A 12,345-nucleotide genomic window follows, 5' to 3' on the forward strand; every position below is an offset into this window, starting at 1 on the left:
GGGATTCCTCAGAGCTGCCACTACCGTGGACGGGTGGAGATCCTGCTGTACCTGGGCGGCGTCGTGTTCATGCTGATCGGCCTCGGCCTCTCGATCGGACTGCACGAGGTCGGGCATCTGCTGCCCGCGAAGCTGTTCGGCGTGCGCGTCGGGCAGTACATGATCGGCTTCGGACCGCGGCTGTGGTCGAAGCGGATCGGCGAGACGGAGTACGGATTCAAGGCGCTGCCGCTCGGCGGCTTCATCTCGATGTCGGGCATGTACCCGCCGTCGACGAAGAGCGCGCCGGCTCGTGGTCTGTTCGCCTCTCTCGTGCAGGATGCCCGCAGCGCCAACGACGAGACGATCGCCGACGGCGACGAGGATCGGGTGTTCTATCGCCTGCCGGTCTGGAAGCGCGTGATCATCATGCTGGGCGGCCCGGCGATGAACTTCGTGCTCGCCATCGCGATCTTCACGATCATGGCATCCGGAATCGGCATCCAGCAGGCGAGCACGACCGTCGCCTCCGTGACCGAATGCGTTCTGCCCGCCGGCACGACGCAGCAGAGCTGCGCGAGTGACGACCCGGCCGCGCCCGCCGCCGAGGCGGGTGTGCGGGCCGGCGACGTGCTCATCAGCGTCGGCGGCGAGCGGGTGCAGACGTTCGCCGAGGCCTCCGCGATCATCCAGCGCTCGCCGGGCGAGCAGCTGGACGTCGTCGTCGAGCGCGCCGGCGAGCGGGTGGATCTGACGCTCACACCGGTCGCTGCGGAGCGCGGGCAGGTGGATGCCGAGGGGCGCCCGGTGCTCGACGATCAGGGTGAGCCGATCACCCGAACGGTGGGATACGCGGGGATCTTCGCGCAGAGCGAGTACGTGCCGCAGCCGCTCGGCACGGGTCCGGAGCTGGCGATCCAGCAGACCGGCGCTGTCGCGTCACTCGTGGTCAACCTGCCCGCGAAGCTGTGGAACGTCGGAGCCTCGCTGGTGACCGGCGCCGAGCGCGACCCGAACGGGCCCCTCAGCGTGGTCGGCGTGGGGCGTCTGGCTGGCGAGGTGGCGGCGACCGACGCTCCCGTGCTGAACCGCCTGGTCGTGCTGATGAATCTGCTCGCGGCGCTGAACATCGCGCTGTTCGTGTTCAACCTGATCCCGCTGCTGCCGCTCGACGGCGGGCACGTCGTCGTCGCCCTCTGGGAGGGCGTGAAGCGGGCGTGGGCGAGGATCACGCGGCGCCCCGCTCCGAAGCCCGTCGATGCGACCCGGCTGGTTCCGGTGACCGTCGTCGTCGCGGTGCTGCTGATCGGCATGGGCGCTCTGCTGATCGTCGCCGACCTCGTCAAGCCGATGAGCCTGCTGGGCTGACACCGAGCCGGGCTGTGCCGGGCCGACGTCAGGCGAGGGCGTGGGCGATGAGCCGCTCGAGCGTCTGCAGGCCGTCGCGCGACAGGATCGACTCGAGGTGCCCCTGCACCGACGCGAAACGCTCGCCGCGCAGCGCGTAGACGTCGCCGCTGCGGGCATCCGCCGACACCTCGGCATCCGGCACAGCCGTCGTACCCGGCGCGACCCGCGCGGTGAAGGTGTTGTAGAAGCCGACCGACGCCTCCCGCCCGAAGACCGGAACCGTCTTCTGCACGCCCTGATGCGGCGCGGCAAGCGGAACCAGGTCGATGCCGAGCCGGTCGGCGAGGATCTGATGGCTCAAGCACACCGCGAGCAGCGGTGCACGCGCGTCGCGGCGACGGGAGACGACCTGCTGCATCCGCGCGATGCGCGGCGACGCGGCGTCGCGCGGATCGCCCGGCCCGGGACCCGCGACGACGAGGTCTGCGGCGTCGATGGCGCTGTCGGTCACGGCGTCCCAGGCGGCGATCTCGACGTCGAGGCCCAGATGGCGCAGCTGGTGCGCGAGCATGGTGGTGAAGCGGTCCTCCGCGTCGACGACCAGCGCGCTGCGGCCCGCGAAGCGGCCGCTCGGGTGGGTGTCCTGCGGCTGCATCCAGAAGTCCGCGAGGCGGGTGTTGCGGGATGCCAGGAGAGCGGCGATCTCGGGGTCGTCGGCCAGCCGAGCCTCGCCCGGCGCGTCGTCGTCTCTCGCCTCGGCAGCGGTGTCCCGCTGGATGGCGCCGATGGCGCCCAGCACGCCGGCTGCCTTGCCGTGCGTCTCGCTGACCTCGCCGTGCGGATCGGAGTGGCGCACCAGGGTCGCGCCGACGGGCACGCGCAGCCGACCGTCGCCGAGGTAGACGGTGCGGATGAGGATCGGCGCGTCCAGGTCGTGTCCGCCCTCGGCGTTCGGGGTGAACAGCGCGGCGACGCCCGAGTAGTAGCCGCGCGGGGACCGCTCGTGCCTGCGGATCACCGCGCACGCGTTCTGCATGGGCGATCCGGTGACAGTGGGGGCGAACATCGTCTCGCGCAGGATGTCGCGCGGATCCAGTCGGCTGCGCCCCCGCAGCATGTACTCGGTGTGGGTGAGCCTCGACATCTCCTTCAGATGCGGTCCGGTGATGCGGCCGCCGTCCGAACAGACCTGGCTCATCATCTTCAGCTCTTCGTCGACGACCATGAACAGCTCCTCGGTCTCCTTGGTGGAGGAGAGGAACTCGGTCAGCGACTCGCGGGTCGCGCCGCCCGCCGGGTGGCGGAAGGTGCCCGAGATGGGATTCATCGTCACGACGCCGTGGCGCGCGACGACGTGTGCTTCGGGGCTGGCGCCGACGGCGATGTGCCCGGGGGTGATGACGGCGAACGTCCAGTACGCGCCGCGCTCGTGCGCGAGCAGCGCGCGGAACCAGGTGAGCGCGGCGGTGCGGTCGTCGGCGTCGAACGTCGCGCGGTAGTCGCGACGGATCACGAAGTTCGCGCCCTCGCCGCGACCGATCTCGTCGACGATGACGCGCTCGACGATCTCGGCGTACTCCTCGTCGGAGATGTCGAACCCGCCGTCGCTCAGCGGGATCGGGGCCTGGGGCAGAGCGTTCATCAGCCCGTCCGGGGCGAGCGTCAGATGCTCGGTGACGAGCAGGCAGCGCAGGGGAGTGCCATCGTCGTGCGCCTCGAATCCGCGCTCGCGCACCTGGTGATACGGCACCATGGTGAACACCTCGCGGGCGCCGTCTGGACCGGCGAGCGGGATGTCGGCCAGACGGGCCACATCGACGATGTCTCCGGTGAGCAGGTCGATGCCGCCCTCACGGGCGATCAGCACGAACGACGCGTCGTGGTCGGCCGTGAGCTCTGCCAGTCGGGTGAGCGGAACTGCGGTCATCGGTGTCTCCTCGGTCGGGGATCCGGTGCGGGCAAGAAAAAGACCGCCCCGGAAGGCGGTCTGATCTCGTGGGTACGCGAATCACCGCCTAGTAGGCGGGCCACCAGGTGCGGGTCGCGGACATACCGTGAAATTAGCACATCGCAAGGTGCGTGATCCGGCGCGTGACGGACCGGACCGCCCTTCGTCGGCTCAGAAGGGTGGGGGTGCACACGACGATCGGACACGGAGCAGCCGACATCCAGCCGACCCCGATCGGGCGGCGGTAGCCTTGACGGGTGCCTGCAGTGAATCTTGGGATGCCGCGCGTCCCCGAAGTCCTCGCCCCACGTCGCAAGTCCCGCCAGATCCGGGTCGGCAAGGTGCTCGTCGGCGGTGACGCTCCCGTCAGCGTCCAGTCGATGACGACGACGAAGACGACCGACATCAACGGCACACTGCAGCAGATCGCCGAGCTCACGGCATCCGGCTGCGAGATCGTCCGCGTGGCGGTGCCCTCGCAGGATGACGCCGACGTGCTGCACATCATCGCGAAGAAGAGCCAGATCCCGGTGATCGCCGACATCCACTTCCAGCCGAAGTACGTCTTCCAGGCGATCGACGCCGGCTGCGGCGCAGTCCGCGTCAATCCCGGCAACATCCGCAAGTTCGACGACCAGGTGGGTGCGATCGCCGCTGCGGCGAAGGCTGCGGGCGTGTCGCTGCGCATCGGCGTGAACGCCGGCTCGCTCGATCCGCGCCTGCTGCAGAAGTACGGCAAGGCGACGCCCGAGGCTCTCGTGGAGAGCGCCGTCTGGGAGGCATCGCTGTTCGAGGAGCACGACTTCCACGACTTCAAGATCTCGGTCAAGCACAACGACCCGGTCGTCATGGTGAAGGCCTACCGTCAGCTCGCCGAACGAGGTGACTGGCCGCTGCACCTCGGGGTCACCGAGGCGGGTCCTGCCTTCCAGGGCACCATCAAGAGCGCCACGGCGTTCGGCATCCTGCTGGGCGAGGGCATCGGCGACACGATCCGCGTCTCGCTGTCGGCGCCGCCGGCCGAAGAGGTCAAGGTCGGGCACCAGATCCTGCAGTCGCTGAACCTGCGAGAGCGCAAGCTCGAGATCGTCTCCTGCCCCTCGTGCGGTCGCGCCCAGGTCGACGTGTACACCCTCGCGGACGACGTCACCGAAGGCCTGAAGGACATGACGGTGCCGCTGCGCGTCGCCGTGATGGGCTGTGTCGTGAATGGTCCGGGCGAGGCGCGCGAGGCCGATCTCGGTGTCGCATCGGGCAACGGCAAGGGTCAGATCTTCGTCAAGGGAGAGGTCATCAAGACCGTGCCCGAGGCCGACATCGTCGCCACCCTCATCGAAGAGGCGAATCGCATCGCCGCCGAGATGGGCTCCGATGCCCCGCTCGGCACCGCCCAGGTCATCACCGGCTGACCCGACAGGAAGTCCATGCAGTCGACGCGTGTCTCGTTCCCCGATGGCGCACTGAGCGGCGAGGGCGAGGTGCTGCTCGTCGATCAGGCCGCCTCGATCGTCGTGGTCGACGCGACCCCGTTCCATCCGGTCGATCACACCTGGCCCGACCAGCCGGGCGACTCCGGCGGCATCACCGTCGGTGACGTGCAGCTGCGCGTCGCCGAGGCCGTCATGGCCGCCATCAGCGACGAAGGGGCGCTGGCCGTCGGGTCCGACATTCCCGTCAAGCGCGGCGGCGAGGGCTGGACGTGGATGGTCGGCCATCGGACCGAGGGCGCGATTCCCGCGGGCATCGCTGTCGGCGCTCGGGTCACCCTGACCGTGGATGCCGATCACCGGCACGCTCTGAGCAGAGGGCACACCGCGTGCCATCTGGCATCCCTCGCCCTCGACGCGGCGCTCGCCGACCTGTGGCGCAAGCAGATCGGCACCGACCCGCTCGGCAGTCCCGACTTCGAGGGCAGGGCCAACCAGTCCAGCCGCATCCACGCCGACGGGAGCGTCGACGAGTACCGCCTGGGCAAGAGCCTGCGCAAGGCCGGCTTCGATTCCGAGGGATTCGCCGCCACGCTCGACCAGCGTGAGACGCGGATCAACGAGATCCTCGCGGGTTGGGTCGCCTCGGCACGGGAGAGCCGCATCGAGGTCGAGGGCCCGAGCATCATCGATCGCCGCACCTGGCGCTGCACCTTGCCCGAGGGTGAGGTCGGCTTCCTCTGCGGGGGAACGCACGTGCGCTCACTGGCGGAGTTCGCGTCGATCTCGGTGTCGCTCGATCTCCGCGATCCGCAGCTGCTCGTCATGACGACGACGGCGGTTCCCGCCCCCTGAACCGGGCGGTCTGCGACCACGGGCAGAACGCGCCGAGGGCGGGCGCGCGAATCCTCCTCCCCGGGTGGGCCCAGATGGCCGCATCGGGCGCGCGGAGGCGGCCGAACGGGACCAGCCGGACTCTGCGCACGCGGCACCGCCGGCTCCTGCGCACGCGGCTCCGCCGGTCTTGACGGTCAGCTCGTGCGCACAGCTCAGGCGGCGAACTCCACCGCGCCATCCGTGACGTCGGCAGCCACCAGACGCAGTCGCACCGACGACCCGGGCGCCGTCCCGGCCGGCACGGGTGCGGTCGCCGTCACCGCCGGATGAGCGATCTGCACGGCCGCGCGATCCTCGCCGCGCAGCTCGATGACGGTCGCCTCGATCGTCTGACCGATGAGCGGCTGCAGCAGCGCGGCCTCGACCCGGTTGATCGTCTCGGCACCCAGCGTCGACGCCCGCTGCGCCGACTGCTGCATCAGGCCCGGCAGCTCGGCAAGCGATTCGCGTGCCCACTCCGGTGCGGGGCGGCCTTCCGACACCGCGAGGCAGATCGCCAGCGACCACCGGTCGACCAGCCGACGCAGCGGAGCCGTGGCATGGGCGTAGGGCGCGCCGATCGCGGCCTGCGAGAGATCGCCTGCGGGCAGCTCGCCGTCGAACGTGACGTAACCCGCCCCGCGGAACAGCGATGCCGCGGCCTCGAGCACCGGCAGAGTGAGCGGATCGGCCTTGTCGAGTGCGCGCAGGTACTCGCCGTACCGACCGGAGATCCACGGCCGACCGAGGGCCTGAGTCTGTCGCCGGAAGCGCTCGAACGCGGCGTCGTCGGGCTGCGGCATGGTGCGCAGCACGCCGACCTTCGCATCGATCATCAGCTCGGCCGCGGCCATGCCGGTCATGAGAGACAGCTGCGCGTTCCAGTCCTCGATCTGCAGCGGATGGCGGCGCTCGATGTCGTAGTGGCCATCTGCGCGCAGCACGACCTCCTCATCGGGGAGGTTCAGGCTCGCGCCGCCGCGCTCGGCCTCGCGCGCACGGCGCAGCTCGCCGATCTCGCGCAGCAGCGCCAGATGCTCGTCCTCACCTCGGTCTGCGGATGCCTGTGCCGAGACGTACTCCAGCTGCGCGCGCGAGCGGATCAGCGCGCGCTCGAGTCGGAAATCCGTCCTCGAGCCCTCGGCGTCGAGCGAGAACGTCCAGACGAGCGCCGGGCGCTCGGCATCCGGAAGCAGCGATGCGCGATCCTCCGACAGCACCCGGGGATGCAGCGGGATGTTCCCGTCGGCGAGGTAGAGGGTCTGTCCGCGCAGGCGGGCCTGGGCGTCGACAGCGCCTTCGGGAGTCACGAAGCCGGGCACGTCGGCGATCGCGTACCGCACCCGATACCCCGACCCTGCGCGGGCGAGATGGAACGCCTGATCGAGATCCTTCGAGCCGAGCGGGTCGAGAGTGGCGAACGGCACGTCGCGCAGATCCAGGCCCGGCGTCGCCGCGCTCGCAGCCTGCGCCTCCGCGATCGCCTCGGGCGGGAACTCGACGGGCGCCTCGATCCCCTCACGCAGTGTGGCCAGCACCTCGGCGAGCTGGCTCTGCGCGGCGGAGGACGAGACGTGGGATCGACGCTGAGGCATGCTCCCACCCTACGCACGGCCCCGCGCAACCTCGGGTAACAGCGGCCCCGCACCGGCGCACGCGCATTAGCGTGAGGGCATGACGAACGCTGACAAAGCCCGCACCCTCATCGAACTCTACGAAGCGCCGGAGATCCTGCGCGTGGTCAACATCTGGGACGTCGTCTCGGCGAAGGCGATCGCCGCGCTGCCCGAGACCACGGCCCTCGCGACCGCGGGCCACTCGATCGCGGCGACCTTCGGCTACGCCGACGGGCAGATCCCGCGCGACATCATGATCGACTTCGTCGGTCGCATCGCCGCGGGCGTCGACCTCCCGGTCACTGCAGACCTGGACGACGGCTACGACGACGCCGGTGAGACCACCCGGCTCGCGATCGGCGTCGGTGTCGTCGGCGCCAACATCGAGGACCGCCTGGCGCCGTTCGAAGAATCCGTGGCCAAGGTCGAGGCGATCGTCAAGGCAGCCGAGGCGGAGGGCGTGCCGTTCGCGCTCAATGCACGCACCGACGCCATCGTCCGCGGCGGCGACAAGCCGCTCGCCGACAAGCTGTCGGATGCCGTGGCGCGGGGCCGCGCATTCATCGAGGCCGGCGCCACCGCCGTCTTCGTGCCCGGCGTGCTCGACGCCGACGCCACCCGCACCCTCGTCGACGGGATCGGGCGCAACAAGGTCAGCGTCATCGGACTGCCGGGCGCGCTCACCGCAGCCGAGTACGAGGCGCTGGGCGTCTCGCGCATCTCGTACGGGCCCACCACGCAGCGGGTCGCGCTCACCGCTCTGCAGGACCTCGCCACCGACCTGTACGCCAACGGCGTGATCCCCGAGGGCACCCGCGCCCTGAACTGAGTGACCGCCGGGACGGGTGACCGCGGGTCACTACACTTGACCCGTGGTCACTCGTCTCTCGAACTTCTTCCTCCGCACGCTCCGTGAAGACCCGGCCGGCGCCGAAGTCGCCAGCCACCGTCTGCTGATCCGGGCCGGCTACATCCGCCCGCAGGCGGCGGGCATCTTCGCGTGGCTGCCGCTGGGCCTGAGGGTGAAGGCGAAGATCGAGACGGTGATCCGCGAGGAGATGGCTGCGGCCGGCGCCCAGGAGGTGCACTTCCCCGCGCTCATGCCGCGCGAGGCGTACGAGGCCACCGGTCGGTGGGACGAGTACGGCGATCTGCTGTTCCGTCTGCAGGACCGCAAGGGCGGCGACTATCTGCTCGCCCCCACCCACGAAGAGGCGTTCACCCTGCTCGTGAAAGACCTGTACTCCTCGTACAAGGACCTCCCCCTGACGATCTATCAGATCCAGGACAAGTACCGTGACGAGGCCCGGCCGCGCGCCGGCCTGCTGCGCGGTCGCGAGTTCACGATGAAGGACGCCTACTCGTTCGACGCGTCCGATGAGGGGCTCGACGCCAGCTACATGGCCCAGCGCGATGCGTACGAGCGCATCTTCCAGCGACTCGGCCTCGAGTACGCGATCGTGCAGGCGGACGCCGGCGCGATGGGCGGCTCGCGCAGCGAGGAGTTCCTGCACCCGACACCGGTGGGCGAGGACACCTTCGTGCGCAGCGAAGGCGGCTACGCGGCCAACGTCGAGGCCTACACCACCACCGCTCCGGAGGCCGTCGGCTGGGAGGGTGTGCAGCCGGCGACCATCTTCGACTCTCCGGACACCCCCACCATCGACACGCTCGTCGCGCACTGCAATGCGGTGCTCGACGGCGAGTACACCGCGGCCGACACGCTGAAGAACGTCGTGCTCGCCCTCACACACCTCGACGGCTCACGGGAACTGGTGGTCGTCGGCATCCCCGGCGACCGCGACGTCGATCTCAAGCGCGCCGAGGTGGCGTTCGCGCCGGCCGAGGTCGAGGCGGCGACGGATGCCGACTTCGAGCGGCATCCGCTGCTCGTGCGCGGCTACATCGGCCCGTGGTCCGAGACCGGGCCGGTGCTCGGTGAGGAGTCCGCGACGGGCATCCGGTACCTCGTCGACCCCCGGGTGGCCGACGGCACCCGATGGATCACCGGCGCCAACATCGACCAGAAGCACGCGCACACGGTCGTCGCCGGGCGCGACTTCACCGCCGACGGCACCGTGGAGATCGCGAACGTCCGCGACGGCGACCCCGCACCCGACGGCTCCGGTCCGGTGTCGCTTGCTCGCGGGATGGAGATCGGGCACGTCTTCCAGCTCGGGCGGAAGTACGCCGAGGCGCTCGGGCTGAAGGTGCTCGACCAGAACGGCAAGCTCGTCACGGTGACGATGGGCTCGTACGGCATCGGCGTCACGCGCATCCTGGCGATCATCGCCGAGCTGAACAACGATGAGCGGGGCCTGATCTGGCCCGCGTCCGTCGCCCCGTTCGACGTCCAGGTCGTCGCGGCCGGACGCGACCAGGTCGCGTTCGACGTCGCGGAGCGCATCTCGAACCAGCTCGAGACGGCCCACCTCGACGTGCTCTACGACGATCGCGTGAAGGTGTCGCCCGGAGTGAAGTTCGGCGATGCCGAGCTCGTCGGAGTGCCCAAGATCGTGATCGTCGGTCGAGGCGCCGCGGAGGGCCAGGTGGAGCTCTGGGACCGCGCCACCGGCGAGCGGGAGTCGCTCTCCGCCGATGAGGTCGTCTCGCGACTCACCCGCTGAGCTGTCGCGGCCGCCCGTGGGCGGCTGTGACAGGGTGGAGGCATGACGGATGCCACGCTGAACGACGATCTGCGCCACGAGCTCACCGCGCTTCTCGACAAGGCAGGCATCCGTGCGGAGCGAGGGCTCATCACGCGCCTGCTGCAGACCTCGCTGTCGCTCGGCGTCGAGAACACCGACCGTCTCGATCTGAAGATCGCCTCGGCGGCGCTGCAGGAGATGCACCAGGCGTTCCTGCTGTTCCAGCCCTTCCACCACGTGCCGAAGGTGACGGTCTTCGGATCGGCGCGCACCGCCGAGGACGACCCGCTCTACCTGCAGGCGCGAGATGTCGCGTCGGCGCTGGCCGATGACGGGTGGATGGTGGTGACGGGGGCCGGGCCGGGGATCATGCAGGCGGCGGCCGAGGGAGCGGGGTCGAAGATGTCCCTCGGCGTGTCGATCCGGCTGCCGTTCGAGGAGCGCGCGAACACGATCGTCGCGGAGAGCACGCAGGTCGTCTCGATGAAGTACTTCTTCACCCGCAAGCTGATGCTCATCAAGGAGTCACGCGGCTTCATCTGTCTGCCGGGCGGGTTCGGCACGATGGATGAGATGTTCGAGCTGCTCACCCTGCAGCAGACCGGCAAGGCGGAGCCGACGCCGATCGTGCTGCTGGATGCCCCGAAGGGCACCTTCTGGAGCGGGTTGCGGCGCTTCGTCGACGAGTACCTCACCCCGGCAGGGGTGATCTCGCCGCACGACCTCGACCGCGTGCTGATCACCGATTCGGTGGAGGAGGCGGCGGCCAGCGTCACCGGCTTCTGGAGCAACTACGACTCGCTTCGCTGGGTCGACGACGTGCTGGTGCTGCGGCTGGTGCACGCGCCGACGGATGCCGAGATCGAGAGCCTCAACGAGCGGTTCGGGCACATGTGCGCCTCCGGCCGCATCGAGCGCACCGGGCCGCTCGATGTCGAGCGCGCAGCCGGGGACGTCGTCGAGCTGCCTCGCCTGGCGTTGAACCTCGAGCAGCGCAGCGTCGGTCAGCTCTACGCCCTCATCCGAGCGATCAACGACCTGCCCTCCGCGGGCGGATCCTCCGTGGGCTGATCCTCAGCCGGTCGCCGCTTGCTGTTCGCGCTCGACGATGGCCGCGGCGAACGCCGCCCGATCGACCGGGTGCGCGAGGATGCTCTCCGCCGTCCGGTGCCCTGACGCGTACGCGCCACCCACGGTGGCCGGCTCCTCGCCCCAGGTCGCCTCGCCGGCGAACCGGAGCCCGCCGTGGAACGGCCCCGCGAGTGCGTCGTGGTCGCCGTGGGTGGCGCCGATCGGCAGGTGCGAGTACGAGCCGCGGGAGTGCGGGTCGTCTCCCCAGCGGGTGACCCACGACGCGATGGGATCGCGCACCGCGTCGCCGTACAGCCCGCGCAGCGCGCGCACGATGTCTGCCACGACCTCGGCATCCGGCTGGCTCTGCATGCGGCGGCCGAGCGGGCCGGCCGCGAAGGTGAGCAGAGTCGGGATGCCGCTGATCGCGGAGACGTCGTACCAGGAATGCCACCGTTCACCGCTCTCGCCGAGTGCGCGGATCACGTACGTCTCGTCGCCCCAGAAGCGCTCCGGGAACTGCACGAAGACCTTGTTGAACACCCCCATCCCCAGACGTGCGATGCTCTCGCCCGCCCGTTGCGGAAGCGGCGGGTCGAAGCGGATCGTGTCCGCCTGCAGCACTCCGAGCGGCACGGTGATCACCACGTCGTCGGCGGCGAACCCGCCGGCATCCCCGCGCACGAGCCATCCCTCAGCCGTCCGCTCGACGCCGTGCACGGTGTGCGCGAGACGCACGTCGACACCGGCGGCGACGCGGTGCGGCAGCTCGTCGTAGCCGCGCGGGAAGATGACCTCGTCGCCGTCGATCGCGTCCTCGTCGAGGCCGTGCGCGTCGAGGTCGCCGATCCACGCCCCGCACTGCTCCTCGACGCGATGGCGGAAGAACTCCCTGATCTCGTCGACCCGTCCCGCGGCGAGTCCGCACGCAGCCAGCGCCCGTTCGGTGACGTCCAGGTAGCTCTCGCCGGGGGAGGAGCGCGCGATCACATCGACCAGCTGCCGGTCCACCGCTTCCACATCGGCCACCCACTGCGCGGCCTCCACGGCTGTCATCCGCTCGCCCGAGCCGTCGAAGTGCTCCATCGGCCGCCCGCCGACCTGGAAGCTGCCCACCGTGAACTCCCTTGTCGGGATCCCCAGCGCCTGCACGAGCTGGAACAGCGCTGAATCACGGATGCCGTGGATCCAGGAGGCGCCGAGGTCGACGGGGAATCCCGCGCCGCGGTCGGTCGACATCCGACCGCCGATCCGGTCGCGTGCCTCGAGCACGACCACCGTGCGGCCGGCATCCGCGAGCATCCGCGCGGACGTGAGACCAGCCATCCCGGCACCGACGACGACCGTGTCGAATCGCTCCATGGCTCTCAGTATCGCGTGCCTCGGCCCCGTGCCGCGAACGACCGGCTCATCGTCGAGCCAGGGAGGAT

The 12,345-nt window shown here is 70.2% G+C and carries 9 protein-coding genes; 6 read left to right on the forward strand and 3 right to left on the reverse strand.

Annotated elements, in window-relative coordinates:
* Positions 1-33: 33 nt before the first annotated feature.
* Positions 34-1,347 (forward strand): site-2 protease family protein, encoded by a 1,314-nt coding sequence (locus tag AB0O65_RS04670; protein ID WP_313478031.1) that lies wholly within the window; start codon positions 34-36, stop codon positions 1,345-1,347.
* Positions 1,348-1,375: 28 nt separating this feature from the next.
* On the opposite strand, the gene AB0O65_RS04675 is transcribed toward AB0O65_RS04670, so the two are convergent.
* Positions 1,376-3,256, reverse strand: coding sequence for a chorismate-binding protein (locus AB0O65_RS04675; protein WP_363383355.1), 1,881 nt, complete (start codon positions 3,254-3,256; stop codon positions 1,376-1,378).
* Between the two features lie 278 nt (positions 3,257-3,534).
* On the opposite strand from AB0O65_RS04675, the gene ispG reads away from it, so the two are divergent.
* Together ispG and AB0O65_RS04685 are read left to right on the forward strand one after the other, a co-directional pair.
* Positions 3,535-4,686, forward strand: coding sequence for a flavodoxin-dependent (E)-4-hydroxy-3-methylbut-2-enyl-diphosphate synthase (ispG, locus tag AB0O65_RS04680; protein WP_177243807.1), 1,152 nt, complete (start codon positions 3,535-3,537; stop codon positions 4,684-4,686).
* Positions 4,687-4,701: 15 nt separating this feature from the next.
* The gene (locus AB0O65_RS04685; protein ID WP_363383357.1) at positions 4,702-5,559 is read left to right on the forward strand and encodes a hypothetical protein; all 858 of its coding nucleotides are present in this window, start codon (positions 4,702-4,704) and stop codon (positions 5,557-5,559) included.
* 194 nt (positions 5,560-5,753) lie between these two features.
* Here the strand turns inward: AB0O65_RS04685 and AB0O65_RS04690 are convergent, their stop codons facing one another.
* A complete protein-coding gene (locus AB0O65_RS04690) occupies positions 5,754-7,175 on the reverse strand; it encodes an RNB domain-containing ribonuclease (RefSeq protein ID WP_363383359.1) in 1,422 nt (473 codons plus the stop codon).
* A gap of 79 nt (positions 7,176-7,254) precedes the next feature.
* Here AB0O65_RS04690 and AB0O65_RS04695 point away from each other — a divergent pair, with 79 nt between their 5' ends.
* The 3 genes from AB0O65_RS04695 to AB0O65_RS04705 are packed head-to-tail and all read left to right on the forward strand — an operon-like array spanning position 7,255 to position 10,915.
* On the forward strand, positions 7,255-8,025 hold the full coding sequence (locus tag AB0O65_RS04695) for an isocitrate lyase/phosphoenolpyruvate mutase family protein (protein ID WP_071642273.1): 771 nt from the start codon (positions 7,255-7,257) through the stop codon (positions 8,023-8,025).
* Between the two features lie 43 nt (positions 8,026-8,068).
* Positions 8,069-9,823 (forward strand): proline--tRNA ligase, encoded by a 1,755-nt coding sequence (locus AB0O65_RS04700; RefSeq protein ID WP_071642275.1) that lies wholly within the window; start codon positions 8,069-8,071, stop codon positions 9,821-9,823.
* 42 nt (positions 9,824-9,865) lie between these two features.
* Positions 9,866-10,915 (forward strand): TIGR00730 family Rossman fold protein, encoded by a 1,050-nt coding sequence (locus AB0O65_RS04705; protein WP_363383362.1) that lies wholly within the window; start codon positions 9,866-9,868, stop codon positions 10,913-10,915.
* A 3-nt stretch (positions 10,916-10,918) separates the two neighbouring features.
* Here AB0O65_RS04705 and AB0O65_RS04710 read toward each other — a convergent pair whose 3' ends face one another.
* Positions 10,919-12,277: an NAD(P)/FAD-dependent oxidoreductase gene (locus AB0O65_RS04710; protein ID WP_363383364.1), complete on the reverse strand. Its 1,359-nt coding sequence runs from the start codon at positions 12,275-12,277 to the stop codon at positions 10,919-10,921.
* Positions 12,278-12,345: the final 68 nt, after the last annotated feature.

Origin of the sequence: Microbacterium sp. NPDC077391, from assembly GCF_040686955.1 — a bacterium.
GTDB lineage: Bacteria > Actinomycetota > Actinomycetes > Actinomycetales > Microbacteriaceae > Microbacterium > Microbacterium commune.

Coding starts and splice junctions, on each gene's coding strand:
- AB0O65_RS04675 (WP_363383355.1), bottom strand. CDS start 3,256: ATGACCGCAGTTCCGCTCACCCGACTGGCAGAGCTCACGGCCGACCAC.
- AB0O65_RS04685 (WP_363383357.1), top strand. CDS start 4,702: ATGCAGTCGACGCGTGTCTCGTTCCCCGATGGCGCACTGAGCGGCGAG.
- AB0O65_RS04690 (WP_363383359.1), bottom strand. CDS start 7,175: ATGCCTCAGCGTCGATCCCACGTCTCGTCCTCCGCCGCGCAGAGCCAG.
- AB0O65_RS04695 (WP_071642273.1), top strand. CDS start 7,255: ATGACGAACGCTGACAAAGCCCGCACCCTCATCGAACTCTACGAAGCG.
- AB0O65_RS04705 (WP_363383362.1), top strand. CDS start 9,866: ATGACGGATGCCACGCTGAACGACGATCTGCGCCACGAGCTCACCGCG.
- AB0O65_RS04710 (WP_363383364.1), bottom strand. CDS start 12,277: ATGGAGCGATTCGACACGGTCGTCGTCGGTGCCGGGATGGCTGGTCTC.